The sequence below is a fragment of the Agathobaculum sp. genome (assembly GCF_034098985.1).
GTDB lineage: Bacteria > Bacillota > Clostridia > Oscillospirales > Butyricicoccaceae > Agathobaculum.
Genome location: NZ_JAXEOA010000016.1, coordinates 56,469 through 72,731, shown reverse-complemented (window position 1 = coordinate 72,731; position 16,263 = coordinate 56,469). Strand labels below are relative to the sequence as shown.

Sequence of the window (16,263 nt, the reverse complement as noted above, 5' to 3'; positions counted from 1 at the left end):
GGATGAAAATGATTATCGGCGGCCAAGAGACGGGTGCGCTGGACGGCAGAACCTTTGACGTCGTCTCCCCCGCCACCATGGAGGTGATCGACAGCGTGCCCGCCGCGTGCCGCGAGGACGTGGACCGCGCGGTCGCGAACGCCCGCAAAGGCGCAAAGGAATGGGCGGCCGTGCCGCTGTGCGACCGCATTGACGCGGTGTACCGCTTTGCCGATCTGCTCGAGCGGCCCGAACATTTCCAAAAGCTTGTGGAGTTCGAGTGCACGGAAAACGGCAAGCCCATCCGCATGGCCGAGGAGGATATCCGCGTCAGCGCGTATATCTGCCGCGCGTTTGCCGAGAAAGCGCGCAATTTCGCGGGCGACGTGATTCCGAGCGAATGCGAAAAAGGCACGCGGGACGACCTGATTTTGACCTTTTACGAGCCGCTCGGCGTGGTGGTGTGCATCGTGCCGTTCAACTACCCGACGAACCTTTACTGCTTCAAGGCCATCCCGGCGCTGCTGATGGGAAACGCGGTGATAGCCAAGCCCGCGTCGGACACGCCGCTCGCCAATATCTATATCACCGGGCTGCTGCTCGAAGCCGGGGTGCTGCCGAACGCCATTCAGATCGTGACGGGCGGCGGCGGCACGGTCGGCAACTGGCTGACCGGCCATCCGGATATCGACGCGGTCAGCGTGACCGGAAGCTGCGAGGCGGGCAAGCAGATCATGGCGAACTGCGCCAAGCACCTGCACCACTGCCACATGGAGCTTGGCGGCAACGACCCGTTCATCATCTTCGACGACTGCGACCTAGACCTTGCGATCCGCGAAACGGTTTCCGGGCGCATCGGGAACGCGGGGCAGACCTGCTGCGCGAGCAAGCGCTATATCGTGCAGAACAGCATCCGCCCGCGGTTTGTCGCAAAGCTGAAAACAGCGCTTGAGCAGGTGAAGATCGGCGATCTGCGCGATTACGACACCGAGATGGGCCCGGTCATCAGCGAAAAAGCGGCGAAAGAGGTCGAACAACAGATCGAAAAGACCATCGCGCAGGGCGCGGTGTGCGTTTGCGGCGGACACCGCTTCGACCGCACGTTTATCGAGCCGACGCTGCTCGACAATGTGACGGCCGACATGGACGTGGCGCACGATATGGAGATCTTCGGGCCGGTGTTCCCGGTGATGGGGTTTGACACGGTAGACGAGGCGGTCGCCCTTGCAAACGACATCCCCTACGGCCTGCAAAGCGCGGTCATGACAAACGATATCAAAAAAGCGCTCTACGTTGCGCGCCGCATGGAGGCGGGCGCGTGCATTATCAACGGCAGTTCGAACTACCGGCACAACCATCAGGCGTTCGGCGGCCGCAAGATGACCGGCATCGGCGGGCATGAGGGCGTGGCCTACACGCTCGCGGAGATGTGCAACACCAAAACCATCGCGCTCAAGCGCATTTTCGACACGAAAGGCATCGGGTGAGCCGCATGGAAGTATCCGCCAAAGCGCCGCGCAGGATATAGCGGCTTTTCTGGCCTGAAATTTGTAAACAGCTTCTTTTTTCTCTCTTCTCTTTTTGCAAAAGCCCGGACGTTTTTAAACGTCCGGGCTTTTGCTTATTTTGTATTTCGTCGTTATTGTCTGAAATATAACAGGTATTCCACTGCATATACTTGCAATATGCACAAAAAATATGACATAATTTATGCTGCTGGCCTATTGACGAAAGTATTTTCAGAAAATATAATAGAGATGAAAATAAAACCAGAAAGCGGGGGAGAAGTATGCTGGATAAAGTCCGGGGCGGACTGATCGTTTCCTGTCAGGCGCTCGAGCACGAGCCGCTGCATTCGTCGTTCATCATGGGGCGCATGGCACGCGCGGCCACCGAGGGCGGCGCGGTCGGCATCCGGTCGAACTCACCGGAGGACATCTGCGAGATCGCAAAAAACACCGCTCTGCCCATTATCGGCATCATCAAGCGGGACTATGAGGGCTCGCCGATTTACATCACGCCGACGATCCGTGAGATTGAGGAATTGGCCGAAACACCGTGCGCGATGATCGCGTTTGACGCGACCGACCGGCCCCGCTATCAGGGCGAAGCGCTGGCGGATTTTGTAGCGGCGGCGCGAAAGGCCGCGCCGGGCAAGCTGCTCATGGCCGACATTGCGACGCTCGACGAAGCAATAAACGCGGAAAAGCTGGGCTTCGACTGCGTTTCTACCACGCTGATGGGCTACACGGAGCAGTCCGAGGGTCATAACATCGCGGACGACGACTTTGCCCGCCTGAAAGCCATTCTGGCGGCGGTACATATTCCGGTCATCGCGGAAGGGCACGTGGACACCCCGGCAAAAGCCCGCCGCTGCCTCGACCTCGGCGCGCACGCGATCGTGGTCGGCGGCGCGATCACGCGGCCGCAGCTTATCACAAAATCGTTCGTGGAAGCGATCGAAGCATAAAAAAACAAGCATTATCCGCCTCACCGGCTGAATAATGCTTGCAGCGCTTTCTTTCGTTTATCCCGGCAGACCGGATCTTCCAGCAGCCGGTAGGTGATCGCGTCGATCAGGAACAGCAGCGGAAGCTGGGAATCGATGAACAGATCGTCTCCGACCTGCCGGATATCCCCGGCGAGCAGGACGGAATCGGCAAGGTGCGCAAGCCTGCCGCGCGTGTTCTGCGTAAGCGCGCAGATTTGCGCGCCGACCGATTTGGCGATTTCGCACGCGCTGACCACCTCGGGCGTTTCGCCGGAGTTGGACACGGCGATGATAAGATCCTTTGGGGAGAACAGGCTGGACTGCACGCGCATCAGAAAGCTGTCGGTCATTGCGGTTGAGGTGAAGCCCATTTGCACGAGGCGCATATTGAATTCGTTCGCGGTCAGGCCGGAAGAGCCGAGGCCGAACACCAGGATTTTTTCCGCATCGTGTATCTTTTGGACGAACGCTTCAAAATCCGCCGGGCAGACGAGCGCACAGGCTTCGCCCAGCGTGCGGCCGTAATAGTGGTTGATCTTATGCAGGATGTCCTCGGGCGCGCGTTCGGGCGCACCCTCGCCGGCGAGCAGCGTCTGGAACTCGATAAAGTTGCGGTAGCCGAGCTTCTGGCAGAAGCGCGTGAGCGTCGAGCCGGACGTGCCGGTCGCCCGCGCAAGCTCTTGGCTCGATACCGCGGCGGCCTCGCCCGGATGCGCGGCGATGTAGGCGCCGATCTTCTGTTCGCTTTTGGAGAGCTGGTAGCCGCTTAATTGCAGCCGGTTCTGGAAACTGAGATCCGCCATGATTGCCTCCTGTGAAAGTGTTATTCTTGTAACAATCATAGTATAACGCACCTCAAATTGCAACAACAAAAGTCGGAAACCCTTACAAAAAAGGTCAACATAGAAAAGGAGCATGCAATTATGAACAATGTACTCAAGGTAGGCGTCATTGGGTTTGGCCAGATGGGTCAGGTGCACGCGGGCATTTATAACAAGCTGCCGGGCGTCGAGCTCGCCGCGGTATGCGAATATAACGACGACAGCCGCGCCAAGGCGGAAAAGCAGTACGGCTGCAAGACGTACAAGGATTATAAGGAAATGCTCGCGGATCCGGAGATCGAGGCGGTTTCCATCGTCCTGCCGGACAATATGCACCGCGAGGCGGTCGAGATCGCTGTCAAAAACAACAAGCACGTTCTGCTCGAAAAGCCCCTTGCCAAGGAGCTTTCGGACGGGCAGGCGATGTATGAGCTGGTCAAGGATTACGACAAGGTGTTCACCGTCGGCTTCCTGCTTCGCTTCGACCCGCGCTTTAACCTCATCAAGCAGTCGCTCGACGCGGGCGAGCTGGGCGACATCATCCACATGTACTGCCGCAGAAACTCCCCCATCGTCGGCCCCCGCCGCTACATCGGCGCGTCCGACCTTTCGATGCACGTTATGATCCACGATATCGACTATGTCAACTGGTTCATGGGCTGCAAGCCTGTGAAGGTATACGCCAAGGCGCGCAGCGTTTTGCTCAAGGAATACGGCATGGACGACGTGATCTACGCCCTTGTCACCTATGAAAACGGCGCGGTCGCGTGCCTCGAAGCGTGCTGGGTGCTGCCCGAGAACTCGCCTACCATCATCGACGACAAGGTTGAGCTGGTCGGCACCAAGGGCGTGGTGTATGTCGACGCGTGCGACAACGGCGTGCGCTTTGTCACGGGAGACCGCGTGCAGTACCCCGATTCCCGCCACTGGTACAACTGCAACGGCGCGCCGTCGGGCGATTTGTCCGAGGAAATCATGGCGTTTGTCGGCAATATCCAGAACGGCACCAAGTCCATCATCACGCCGGACGACGCGCTGTGGTCGCTTAAGGTTGTCGACGCGATCGAACGTTCGATCAAGGAGGGCGCCGAAGTCTCGCTGTGATCCCGCGGGGCGCGGCTCCGCACGTACATAGAGAAGAGGCTGTTTACTAAAGGAGGGTAAAAGATGTCAGTACGAGTTAAAATCCAGAAGTTCGGCAGTAAGCTGAGCAGTATGGTCATCCCGAACCTGGGCGCGTTCATCGCCTGGGGCCTGCTCACCGCGGTCGGTATCGCTATCGACAACGATATGCTGCGCGGCTTTATCACCCCGATGCTCAATTACCTGCTCCCACTTTTGATCGCGTTTGCGGGCGGCAAAATGGTGTATGACTACCGCGGCGGCGTCATCGGCACGGTTGCGACCATCGGCGTCATCATCGGCTCCTCGGTGACCATGTTCATCGGCGCGATGATCCTCGGCCCATTGGCCGCATGGCTGCTCAAAAAGTTCGACGAGCTGATCGACGGCAAGGTCCCGATGGGCTTTGAACTGATCGTCAACAACTATTCGGTCGGCATTTTGGGCGCGATCCTTGGCGTGATCGGCTGCGTCTGGCTCGGGCCTGCGATCTCCTCGCTTACCAATGTGTTCGCGGGCGGCGTTGATTTCCTCGTGCAGCATAACCTGCTGCCGCTGACCGCTATCCTCATTGAGCCCGCCAAGCCCCTGTTCCTGAATAACGCCATCGGCCAGGGCATCCTGACGCCGATGGGCACCACACAGCTCGGCGAGCTGGGCAAATCCGTGCTGTTCCTGCTCGAATCCAACCCCGGCCCCGGTATGGGCGTGCTGCTGGCTTACATGTTCTTTGGCAAAGGCACCTCGAAGTCTTCCGCATGGGGCGCTTCGGTCATCCACCTGTTCGGCGGCATCCATGAGATCTATTTCCCGTTCGTGCTGATGAACCCCGTGCTCATCCTTCCGCTGATCCTCGGCGGCGCGGTAGGCACGCTGGTGTTTACACTTTTGAACGTCGGCCTGGTCGGCGTGGCATCCCCCGGCAGCATCATTTCGATCATGCTGATGTCGTCCCCCGGCGACCAGCTCAAGATCATTCTGGGCGTGCTGGCGGCCTGTGCGGTCACGTTCCTGATCGCCATTCCGCTGGTCAAGCGCGCGGGCGGCGGCGACGATTCCTCGCTCAAGGAAGCCGCCAAGACCATGAACGAGCTCAAGGGCAAGAAGAGCCGCATCTCGTCCGTGTTTGAAAGCATTGAAACCTTTGATTTTGCGTCCGTCACCCGCGTCGCTTACGCGTGCGACGCCGGCATCGGCTCTTCCGCCATGGGCGCGACCATCCTGCAGAAAAAGTTCAAGGCCGCCGGTCTGGACGACGTGACCGTTTTCCATATTGCTGTGGAAAACCTGCCGACCGATTGCCAGGTCGTCGTCACGCAGGAAATGCTGCTCGACCGTGTAAGAGAAGCGCAGCCCGAGGCCTACGCCATCGCAGTGACCGACTTCTTAAACGCCCCCGAGTATGACGACCTGATTGAAAAGGTCAAGGCTGCCAAGGGCAAATAAGCAGAGAAAAGGCCGCCGCCGCGCGGCGGCCTTTCTTTCCCTTTGAATGAGAGAATAGGATGTAAGTATGCTGAAAGCGATCATTTTGGATTTCGACGGTTTGATCGTCGATACTGAGGTTGTATGGTATCAGATCTATGTCGAATGGTTTAAAAAGCACAAGGATTATGATATGACGGTCGAGGAGTTCCTCACCTGCGTAGGCTCGAACGCGGAGGACCTGTTCCGCAAGCTCGACGCGCAGGGCATCCATGTGGACCGCGAAGCCTTTGTGCGCGATACCCAGCAGCGCTTTATCGAACAAAGCGGCACGCTGCCCGCCAAGGATGGAGTAGCCGACTTCATCCATGCGGCGCGGGAGCGCGGCGTCAAGGTCGCGCTTGCCACGTCGTCCGGGCGGAGAAAGCCGGAAACGCACCTGCGTCGGCTGGGCCTGCTCGACCAGTTCGATCTGCTCGTCACCGCGGAGGACGTGACGCGCATCAAGCCCTTTCCCGATTTGTTTTTGGCCGCCGCCGAAAAGCTCGGTCTGGCGCCTGAGGAATGTTTGGTCGTAGAGGATTCGCTCAACGGCCTGAAAGCCGGCCAGAACGCGGGCATGCGCGTGCTGGTCGTGCCCAATGATGTGACAAAGTATTGCACCTTTGAGGGCGACCTTCGCCTGTGCGAATCGCTCGCGCAGGTCGATTTCGACGCGCTCATGGCAGATTTCTGAGACTTGGAGGAACCGCAAATGCTGGAGAAGATCACCGAACAGGATATCCAAATCGGCGTCAAGGCCGATAACTGGGAGGACGCGATCCGCAAATCGGCCGCTCCCCTGCTGGCAAACGGCGCGGTGCGCCAAAGCTATATCGACGCGATGATCGAGTCGGTACACAAAAACGGCCCGTATTATGTGCTGTCGAAAGGTCTGGCACTGGCGCACGCACGGCCGGAATGCGGGGTCGACCGCCTTGCGCTGAACTTTACAACGCTTTCCCCTGGCGTGGCGTTCGGCGCGGGAAACAACGACCCGGTGCGTTTGGTGATCACCCTCGCCGCGACCGATAACGACAGCCATCTCGACCTTTTGAGCGAGCTGGCCGACGTGCTGATGGACGACGGCCGCATGGAAAAGCTCTTTGAGGCCGCGTCCCCGGCCGCGTTTTTGAAGCTGCTTGCGGGCGAATAATATGATCCTTTGCTTTGATATCGGCGGCACCTCGATCAAATACGGCCTCGCGCATGACCCGGGGAATGAACTGGTGTTTGCCGCGCGCTTTGAAACGCCGACCGAGGCCAAGCGCCTGCGCGGGCCGGGAATCGAGCAAAAGCTGCTTTCGCTCATCGGCGAACTGCGCGGGCAGTACGCGGTGGAGGGCGTGGCCATTTCGACCGCGGGCATGGTAGACGCGCAAACGGGCGCGATCGTTTACGCAAACGAGAATATTCCGGAATACACCGGCAGGAACCTGAAAACCGCGGTCGAGCGGGCGTTTGGCCTGCCGTGCGCGGTCGAGAACGATGTGAACGCCGCCGCGCTGGGCGAATACGCTTACGGCGCGGGCCGGGGGTGCGGCAGCATGCTATGCCTGACGGTCGGCACCGGCATCGGCGGCGCGGTCGTGCTGGACGGGAAGATCTGGCACGGAAGCGCGAACAGTGCGGGCGAGATCGGCTATATGCTGGTGAACGGCAAGCCGTTCCAGGATCAGGCGGCGACCTCGGCGCTGGTTTCGCGCGTGCGGAAGCGGATTGGCGAGGAGCTTGACGGCAGGCAGATATTCGACCGCGCGAAGGCGGGCGACACAGTCTGTGCGGACGCGATCGGCGCGATGTGCGACGTGCTCGCGCAGGGCGTCGCGAACTGCCTGTGTGTGCTCGATCCCGGCATGGTCGTGCTGGGCGGCGGCATCATGGCACAGCGCAGCTATCTTCGCCCGCTGTTGATGGAACGTCTGCAGCGCCACGCCAACCCCTATATCCTCGCGCATACCACGCTCGCCTTTGCCGAGCTGGGCAACGACGCGGGGATGGCGGGCGCGTATTACCTGCTCAAACACTGAAAAAAGCCCTCCGCCTGTTGGCGGAGGGCTTTTCTTACGCTTCTTCCGAAAGGTCGTTCGACCATTTCAGCTTATCAAATACATAGAACAGCAGGCTCAGGATCATGCCGACGACCGCCGCCAGCACCATACCCTTGAGCTCGACATTGCCAAGGGTGAGCGCCACGCCCGACAGGCCGGCGACAAAGATGACCGAGGTCAGCGTCAAATTGCGGTTCTTGCCGTAGTCTACCTTGTTGTCGACCAAGATGCGGATGCCCGAGGTGCCGATCATGCCGTACAGCAGGAACGAAATGCCGCCGATGACCGGACCCGGGATGGTCTGGATGAGCGCGGACAGCGGCCCGACAAACGAGCAGATGATGGACAGCACCGCCGCGCCGCCGATCACGCGCACCGAATAGACGCGCGTCATCGCCATTACGCCGATGTTTTCGCCGTAGGTCGTGGTCGGCACCGAGCCGATAAAGCCCGAGATCATGGTCGAGAAATTGTCCGCGAACAGAGAGCGGTGCAGGCCGGGGTCTTTTAAAAGGTCGCGCCCGATGATCTTGCCCGTTACGATCTGGTGCCCGATGTGTTCACTTGCGATGACCAGAATGACGGGCAGGATGATCAAAACCGCGTCCAGGCTGAATTTGGGCGTCTGGAAGTTGGGCAGCGCGAACAGCGGCTGCTGGAACGCCGCTGTGATCTGGTCGAGGATCTCATGCTTGCCGGTCGCGGCTTCGTAGATCAGGCCGCTGGCGTAGCCGGACAGGATGGCGATCAAAATCGGGATGACCGACAGGAATTTGCGGAACAGCACGTTGCCGAACACCGCCACGCCCAACGTGACGAGGAACACGATTACGTTGCCCGGCTCGATGACCGGATTGTCTGTGGTGACGAGCAGCCCCGCGGTGTTCGCCGCCGAGCCGGCGAGTTCGAGGCCGATCAGCGCGACCACCGGGCCCATGGCCGCGGGCGGCAGCACAACGTCGATCCACTCGGTGCCGAATTTCCAGATGATGAGCGCGAGCACGCAGCCCAGCGCGCCGACCGCGACAAAGCCGCCGAGCGCGTAGGCGTAGCCCCATTTGGCAATGACGATGCCCGCGGGCGCGAGAAACGCGAACGACGAGCCGAGATATGCGGGCGCCTTGCCCTTAGTGATCAGGATAAATAGAAGCGTGCCCACGCCGTTCATGAACAGCACGATCGCCGGATTGATGCCGAAAATAAACGGCACGAGCACGGACGCGCCGAACATGGCGAACATGTGCTGGATGGACAGCGGTACGAGCAGCTTGGCGGGCACCTTGTCCTCGACCTGGATGATTTGATTGGACCTCATTCTTGTAAATCCCCTCTTTTATTTCTATATTTTGAGGCGTTCCCGCCTCAATTTTCCCTTTACTCTGCAAACAGCCGCCGGATATCGGCAAGGCGGGCGCAGGCCATATTGTAGCCCATCTCATAGCCCCATTCCAGCTTTTGAACATCCTTTTCAAAACTGTTTAGCCGCGCCTCCGGCTGCAAAAGCACCGTGTCCCCCGGCTTTTTGCGCGCAAGCTGCCGGCAGAAGCACACGGTCTCGTTATACCGCTTGGGGCGCGACAGCATGGTTTCGGCCATTTCCGGGTATTTGCGGCGCAGCGCGCGGACAGCGGCGCGGCTCCCGCGCGACAGGGTCTTGCGGTAGTCGTCCGGCTGGGTGAGTACGATCAGGTTTTTCTCATTCCCGTCCCGAAGGCTCTGCACGATCGGGATCGGGTCGGCCAAGCCGCCGTCGTAATAGATTTCCCCGCCGATTTTGACGGGCGGGAAATACAGCGGGATGGCGCAGGTCGCGCGCAGCATGGTGCTCGGGCGGTCGAGGCCGCGGCCGTCGAGGTATTCGGCCTTGCCCGTGCGCGCGTTGGTCACGCCGACGCGGATGCGGCCCCCAAACGCGCGGAACGTATCCCAATCAAATGGGACGAGTTCGTTCGGGATGGTGTCGAACACAAAATCGACGCCGAAGATCGAGCGGTCGTGCACGAGGTTGCGCGCGCCCATGTAGCGTTTGTCACGCCGGAAGCGGCGCAGCACCTCGAGGTTGCGCCCCCGCTGGCGGGACAGATAGGAAAACGCATACGTGATGCCGGCGGACACGCCGATCACGTAATCAAACATCACATCGTTGTCGAGCAGCGCGTCCATCACGCCGCAGGAAAAAACCGGGCGGAACGTGCCGCCCTCCAGGACTAAGCCGGGCATGGCATGGGCTCCTTTCTGTCTGTCAGCGCCGTTTGCGGGTCGCGGGACGGCGACGGCGGCGCTGGGCGCGGTTGCCGGGCTTGCCGTCCGGCTTCATGGCTTCGTCCGGCGCGCCGCCCCTGCTTTTCGCGGCCTCGGGCAGCTCGCCCTCGGCGGGGGCGAAATCGATCTGTCCGGTCACCTCGCTCGCGGCGAGCAGCTTTACGCGCATGGGCGTGCCGATGGTCAGGCGTTTGCCCGCGCGGCGGCCAATCATAGCCATGTGCTGTTCGTCGTACTCATAGCGGTCGCCGGTTAAAAGTTCGGTGCGGATGAGCCCCTCGCAGCCGTTTGGAAGCGCGACGAACACACCGAACGCCTGCACGCCCGAAACCTCGGCGTCAAACTCCTCGCCGACAAACTGCTTCATATAATAGGCGAGGAACAGCTTGTCGATATCGCGCTCGGCGGTATCCGCCGCAAATTCGCGGGTGGTGGACTGTTCGGCGGCCTGTTCGCACAGGGTCTCGTCCGCCGCTTCAGCAGGCTCGCCCAAAAGCGCCTTTTGCAGCATCCGGTGCGCGACCAGATCGGGATACCGCCGGATGGGCGAGGTGAAATGCAGATAAAATTTGGCCTTGAGGCCGTAATGGCCGACACATTCGTCAGAATAGCGCGCGCGGGCGAGGCTGCGCAGCAGCAGCGTCGGCAGGATACGCTGCCGGGGGTCGCCCTTCGCGCCCTCGAGCACGGCTTGTAATTGAAAGGTGTCCTCAGGCTTTGAGGGGTCGACACGGTAGCCGAACGGGCGTGCGAACGCGGCGAACACACGCAGCTTTTCCGGATCCGGGTTTTCGTGGACGCGGTACACGGTCGGCCGCCCGCGGCGCGACATGTGCTCGGCCACCGCCTCGTTGGCCTGCAGCATAAATTCCTCAATGAGCTTTTCCGCGTCGCCGCGCGCGCGGTACTGCACGTCGACCGGCTTGCCGTTTTCGTCGACGACGATCTCGGCCTCCGGGATATCGAGCTCCAAAGCGCCGCGCTCGACGCGGCGTTTTTCGAGCGTCTTGGCGAGCGCGTTCATCTGCGCGGCGGTTTCGGCCAGAAACGCGTATTGTTCGCGAAGCGCCTTATCGCCCGCCAGGATGCGGTTGACGTTTTTGTAGGTCATGCGCGCTTTGGAGCGGATGACCGACTTGGAAAACGTCGCGCGGTGGCGGCGGCCGTCCCGGTCGATCTCCAAAAGCGCGGAAAAGGCCAGCCGGTCAACGTCGGGATTTAAGGAGCAAACCCCGTGGCTCAAAGCGAACGGCAGCATGGGCACGACATGCCCCGGGTAATACACCGAGGTGCCGCGCCGGTAGGCCTCCCCGTCGAGCGGCGAGCCGGGCGTGACATAGTGGCTCACGTCCGCGATGTGCACGCCGAGCAGCAGATGCCCGTTCGGCAGCGGCTCGAGCGAGACCGCATCGTCAAAATCCTTGGCGTCGTCGCCGTCAATGGTGAAGATCAGCTTGTCGCGCAGGTCGAGGCGGCCGTCCGCCGCCGCGGGTTCGACCTCCTGCGGGATATGGTCGGCCTGCCGCAGCACGTCGTCCGGAAAGGTGTCGAAGATACCGTTTTCATGCAGGATGGCCGCGATGGAGGATTCCATCGTGCCGTCCTCGCCGAGCGCGGCGGAAACCGTGCCGCGCGGCATGGCTTGCCCGCCGCCGTAATCCGACACCGCGACCGCCACGCGGTCGCCCACCTGCGCGTCCCCCGGGTCGGGAACGGCGATTTCGGGGTATTTTTTCGAGGTCGGCTGCACGAAATAGGCCTTGCCGCGGCGAACGAGCGCGCCGGTCAGCTCGCCGCCCGCGCGGGAGAGCACGCGCAGCACGGCGGCCTCGCGCCGCCCGCGCCCATTTTTGCGCTCCGCGCACTTGACGAGCACTGTGTCGCCGTGCCACGCGCCGCCCGCCGCGTTCGGCGGGATGAACAGGTCGTCCTCCCGGCCCGCGCCCGCGGGGCGCACGAACGCGAAGCCGCGGTCGGTCGCGAGGAACGTGCCGGTCAGGCAGCCGTAATGCCCGGCCTGCGCATAGCGGTTTTTCTTGTTTTTCATCACCCGCCCGTCGGCCAGTAGGCTGTCGAGCGCGATTTTCAGCTCTTGTTTGCCTGCTTCCGGCAGGGCGCGGCGGATCTCGTCGATCCTGAGGGGCTTGGCGAGAAGCTCCAGCAGCTCGCGTTCCAGTTCGTTTTGTTCCATAAAGAGCCCTCCTGTTGCACTGTGACCAGTATACCATTTTTTGCACCGGATTAAAAGCAAATTCCAGCAAAACCGCGTTTTATCGCTCTTGCGGAAAGGGGTGGCTTCTGCTACACTAAAGGATAAGAAACACTGTGAAAACCAAAGGAGGGGACAAGCATGCGGGCATTGATCACGGGCGCGTCGAGCGGATTGGGGCGCGATATGGCGCGGCTGCTCGCGGCGCGGGGCTATGAGCTCGTTTTGGCCGCCCGGCGCGAGGATCGGTTGCGCGAGCTGGCCGCCGAGCTGCCGACCATGTGCCGCGTCATCGCGGCGGACGTGTCGGACGAGACCGAGTGCCGACTGTTATACGAGGCCGCCGCGGGCGACGACCTCGAGGTGGTCGTCAACAACGCGGGCTTCGGCCTGTTCGGGCCGTTCACGGCTACCGACCTCGACGAGGAGCTTCGTATGATCGATGTGAACATCCGCGCGGTGCACATCCTGACCAAGCTGGCCGCGCGCGATTTTGCGGCGCGGAACCGGGGCTATATCCTGAACGTATCATCCAGCGCGGGCTTTTTGCCCGGCCCGCTCATGGCCACCTATTACGCCAGCAAAAACTACGTGCTGCGGCTGACACAGGCATTGCGCGAGGAGCTGCGGCAGCAAAAGAGCGCGGTGCGGGTGTGCGCGCTGTGCCCCGGCCCGGTGAACACCGAGTTTAACCGCGTGGCGGGCGTGCAGTTCGCGCTCGGCGGTCTCTCGAGCGAGCGTGTTGCCCGTGAGGCGATCGACGGACTGTTCGCGGGCAAGGGCGTGATCGTACCCGGCGCCGCGATGAAAGCCATGACGTTCGCGCGCCATTTCGCGCCGGACGAGCTGCTCGCGCGCATCACCTATCACTTCCAGGGCAAAAAGGCCGGCGGGAAATGAGCGAGATCCGGAAATCGCTGCAAAACGCGTTTGCACGCAGCCTGCGAAAGCCGTTTGTGAAAGCGGTGCGCGAATTTTCGCTCGTCTCGCCGGGCGACCGGATCGCGGTGTGCGTTTCCGGGGGAAAGGATTCGATGCTGCTCGCGCTGCTGATGCAGGATTTACAGCATACGGTCGATTTCGAGCTGGTTTTTCTGGCCATGGATCCGGGGTATGCGCCTGCAGGACGCGAAGCGCTTGCGGAAAACGCCCGCATGCTCGGCATTCCCATGGAAATTTTTGAAACGGATGTGCTGCGCGTGGCGCGGAACCACGCGCCCGCGCATCCGTGCTTTCTGTGTGCCAAGATGCGGCGCGGGCATCTGTACGCCGAGGCGGAAAAGCGCGGCTGCCGGAAGATCGCGCTCGGGCACCACTATGACGACGCGGTCGAGACCGTGCTCATGGGGCTTTTATACGGCGGGCAGGTGCAGGCCATGCTGCCGCGCGTGCGATCCAAGCACTATGCGGGCATGGAGTTGATCCGCCCGCTGTATTTTGTGCGCGAACAGGCGGTATCCGAATGGGCGGCGGCGAACGGGCTTGTGTTTTCGTCCTGCGACTGCCCGGCCAAGGCGCTTGAGGACGGCACCAAGCGCGAAATGGTCAAAACGCTTCTCGCGTCGCTCGCCGCAGACAATTCGCAGGTGGAGGCCAACATCTTAAACGCGGTAAAAAATGTGGACACCGCAAAGGTGCTCGGCTGGCGCGACGGAGCGGGGCGGCATAGCTTTTTGGATACATTTGATGAATAGCCGCCCGCGGGCGGGATGGGGTTCGCGGTCTGGGAGGTAACCTCGGTCTCGCGCCAGCACGGCGGCCCCTCGGATAGAGTCAAGTAACCTTCTGCACCCCGTCCCCCGCTTCTCTCCGGGGAAAGAAGGTACTGCGTAAAGTTATGGCGCGGCTAACGCGTGCAAAACGACATAAGGGAAGATCGGGAGTTCCAAGAGGGGTAAGAAACCGCAGGTGTCTTACTCCTTTTGGCCCCGCGCGGGTAGCGCGGCGTCCCCGCCGCCCGCAGGCGGCATCTTCCCGTCCCAATCAGAAAAAAAGAAAGGAAATTCGCATTGAAACAAACCACAGGTCAGCTCATTGGGCGATTCGCCCCGTATTTCCGGCCTTATAAAAGGGTGCTCGCACTCGACCTGTTTTGCGCCGCGCTGACGACGCTGTGCGAGATCGTGCTGCCGCTGTTGGTGCGCCATTTGGCGCAGACCGGCATGGACGACGCGGCGCTGCTGTCGGTCGGCTTGGTGCTGCGCGTGGCGGCGGTCTATCTTGCGCTTCGCCTGATCGACGTGGCAGCCTCTTATTTTATGGCCAACATCGGCCATGTAATGGGCGCGAAGATCGAAACGGATATGCGCAGCGCGCTGTTTTCGCATTTGCAGAAGCTGTCTTTCAGCTATTTTGCAAACACCAAGGTCGGCCAGCTAATGGCGCGCATCACAAGCGACCTATTCGACGTGACCGAGTTCGCCCACCACTGCCCCGAGGAGTTTTTCATCGCGGGGCTAAAGATCGTGGTGTCGTTCGTCATTTTGTGCACGGTCAACGTGCCGCTGACGCTTATCATCTTTGCAATCGTGCCCGTCATGGCGTTCGCAGCGGGAAAATTCAACCACCGCATGCGGCAGACGTTCGGCAAAAACCGCCGGCAGGTGGGCGAGGTCAACGCGCAGGTGGAGGACAGCTTACTCGGCGTGCGTGTGGTCAAATCATTCACGGGTGAAACGCGGGAGATCGAAAAATTTGAGCAGGGCAACCACGCCTGGCTCGATATCAAAAAGGAAAACTACCGCTGGATGGGCGCGTTCACCGCGACCACCCGTGCGTTTGACGGCGTGATGTATCTCGCGGTCATTTTGGCGGGCGGGCTGTTTATGGTGCGCGGCACCATCGACCCGGCCGACCTTATGGCATATCTGCTCTATGTCGCGACGCTGCTCGCGACCATCCGCCGCATCGTCGAGTTTGCCGAGCAGTTCCAGCGCGGCATGACCGGAATCGAGCGCTTTTTCGAGGTCATGGATGCGGCGCCCGACATTGAGAGCCCGGAAAACGCGGTCAAGCTGCCGCGGCTGAAAGGCGATATCCGCTTTGAGGATGTGTCGTTCGCCTATGCGGACGATCCCGGCACGGTCATCCTCGACCATCTGAACCTCGATATCCGGGCGGGGCAGTCGGTCGCGCTGGTCGGGCCGTCGGGCGGCGGCAAGACGACCATCTGCAACCTGATCCCGCGCTTTTATGATGTCACCGGCGGCCGCGTCACGGTCGACGGGCACGATGTGCGGCAGGCCGATTTGGATTCGCTGCGCGGGCAGATCGGCGTGGTGCAGCAGGACGTGTACCTGTTTTCGGGCACGATCTTTGAAAACATCGCTTACGGAAAGCCCGGGGCGACGCGGGAGGAGGTCGAGTCTGCGGCGCGGCAGGCGGGCGCGCATGAGTTCATTGAAAGCACACCGGACGGTTATGACACCTATGTGGGCGAGCGCGGCGTGCGGCTTTCCGGCGGGCAGAAGCAGCGCATTTCGATCGCGCGCGTGTTCCTCAAAAACCCGCCCATCCTGATTCTGGACGAGGCGACGAGCGCGCTGGACAACGAGTCCGAGCGGCTTGTGCAGCAATCGCTCGAGCGGCTGGCCGAGGGGCGGACGGTGCTGACCATCGCGCACAGGCTGAGTACCATCCGGAACGCGGATAAGATCGTTGTGCTGACCGAGGACGGCGTGGCCGAGCAGGGCACGCACGCCGCGCTTCTGGAAAAGGGCGGCGCATACGCCAGGCTGTACCGTCTGGCGGCCGACCAGAATTGAGCCGAAAAACGGAGGGTTTGCCCTCCGTTTTTTTATGAAAGCGTGTTGACAAACGGGAGCGTTCGTTGTAATATGAATACATGAACATATGAGCAATTAT

Annotated in this window: 14 protein-coding genes; 10 read left to right on the top strand and 4 right to left on the bottom strand. The window is 61.0% G+C overall.

From position 1 onward, the window contains the following. The first annotated feature begins 2 nt into the window (after positions 1-2). Both SO058_RS05275 and SO058_RS05270 read left to right on the top strand, forming a co-directional pair. Positions 3-1,466: an aldehyde dehydrogenase family protein gene (locus SO058_RS05275; RefSeq protein WP_320841945.1), complete on the top strand. Its 1,464-nt coding sequence runs from the start codon at positions 3-5 to the stop codon at positions 1,464-1,466. A 302-nt stretch (positions 1,467-1,768) separates the two neighbouring features. After that, positions 1,769-2,449: an N-acetylmannosamine-6-phosphate 2-epimerase gene (locus SO058_RS05270; protein WP_320841944.1), complete on the top strand. Its 681-nt coding sequence runs from the start codon at positions 1,769-1,771 to the stop codon at positions 2,447-2,449. Between the two features lie 20 nt (positions 2,450-2,469). Here the strand turns inward: SO058_RS05270 and SO058_RS05265 are convergent, their stop codons facing one another. Further along, positions 2,470-3,273: a MurR/RpiR family transcriptional regulator gene (locus SO058_RS05265; protein WP_320841943.1), complete on the bottom strand. Its 804-nt coding sequence runs from the start codon at positions 3,271-3,273 to the stop codon at positions 2,470-2,472. Between the two features lie 120 nt (positions 3,274-3,393). Here SO058_RS05265 and SO058_RS05260 point away from each other — a divergent pair, with 120 nt between their 5' ends. The 5 genes from SO058_RS05260 to SO058_RS05240 all read left to right on the top strand — a co-directional run bounded on the left by SO058_RS05260 (position 3,394) and on the right by SO058_RS05240 (position 7,907). Beyond that, positions 3,394-4,395, top strand: coding sequence for a Gfo/Idh/MocA family protein (locus SO058_RS05260; protein ID WP_320841942.1), 1,002 nt, complete (start codon positions 3,394-3,396; stop codon positions 4,393-4,395). 63 nt (positions 4,396-4,458) lie between these two features. Beyond that, on the top strand, positions 4,459-5,859 hold the full coding sequence (locus tag SO058_RS05255; RefSeq protein ID WP_320841941.1) for a PTS mannitol transporter subunit IICB: 1,401 nt from the start codon (positions 4,459-4,461) through the stop codon (positions 5,857-5,859). A 67-nt stretch (positions 5,860-5,926) separates the two neighbouring features. After that, positions 5,927-6,574, top strand: coding sequence for an HAD family hydrolase (locus SO058_RS05250; protein WP_320841940.1), 648 nt, complete (start codon positions 5,927-5,929; stop codon positions 6,572-6,574). Between the two features lie 18 nt (positions 6,575-6,592). Beyond that, a complete protein-coding gene (locus SO058_RS05245) occupies positions 6,593-7,033 on the top strand; it encodes a PTS sugar transporter subunit IIA (protein ID WP_320841939.1) in 441 nt (146 codons plus the stop codon). A gap of 1 nt (position 7,034) precedes the next feature. Continuing rightward, a complete protein-coding gene (locus tag SO058_RS05240; RefSeq protein ID WP_320841938.1) occupies positions 7,035-7,907 on the top strand; it encodes an ROK family protein in 873 nt (290 codons plus the stop codon). 34 nt (positions 7,908-7,941) lie between these two features. Here SO058_RS05240 and uraA read toward each other — a convergent pair whose 3' ends face one another. From uraA to rnr, 3 genes are read right to left on the bottom strand one after another with little or no spacing between them, the layout of a single operon-like run. Then, positions 7,942-9,243 (bottom strand): uracil permease, encoded by a 1,302-nt coding sequence (gene uraA, locus SO058_RS05235; RefSeq protein ID WP_320841937.1) that lies wholly within the window; start codon positions 9,241-9,243, stop codon positions 7,942-7,944. 59 nt (positions 9,244-9,302) lie between these two features. Next, on the bottom strand, positions 9,303-10,148 hold the full coding sequence (locus tag SO058_RS05230; protein ID WP_320841936.1) for a patatin-like phospholipase family protein: 846 nt from the start codon (positions 10,146-10,148) through the stop codon (positions 9,303-9,305). 22 nt (positions 10,149-10,170) lie between these two features. Further along, positions 10,171-12,381 carry a ribonuclease R gene (gene rnr, locus SO058_RS05225; RefSeq protein WP_320841935.1) on the bottom strand — a complete coding sequence of 737 codons (2,211 nt, stop codon included), beginning with the start codon at positions 12,379-12,381 and terminating at the stop codon, positions 10,171-10,173. A 159-nt stretch (positions 12,382-12,540) separates the two neighbouring features. Between rnr and SO058_RS05220 the strand changes: the two genes are divergently transcribed. The 3 genes from SO058_RS05220 (at position 12,541) to SO058_RS05210 (ending at position 16,163) form a co-directional block, all read left to right on the top strand. Continuing rightward, positions 12,541-13,299 carry an SDR family NAD(P)-dependent oxidoreductase gene (locus SO058_RS05220; protein ID WP_320841934.1) on the top strand — a complete coding sequence of 253 codons (759 nt, stop codon included), beginning with the start codon at positions 12,541-12,543 and terminating at the stop codon, positions 13,297-13,299. Continuing rightward, on the top strand, positions 13,296-14,093 hold the full coding sequence (locus SO058_RS05215) for a tRNA 2-thiocytidine biosynthesis TtcA family protein (RefSeq protein ID WP_320841933.1): 798 nt from the start codon (positions 13,296-13,298) through the stop codon (positions 14,091-14,093). Before SO058_RS05220 ends, SO058_RS05215 begins: the two co-directional genes overlap by 4 nt. A gap of 315 nt (positions 14,094-14,408) precedes the next feature. After that, positions 14,409-16,163, top strand: coding sequence for an ABC transporter ATP-binding protein (locus SO058_RS05210; RefSeq protein ID WP_320841932.1), 1,755 nt, complete (start codon positions 14,409-14,411; stop codon positions 16,161-16,163). Positions 16,164-16,263 lie beyond the last annotated feature (100 nt).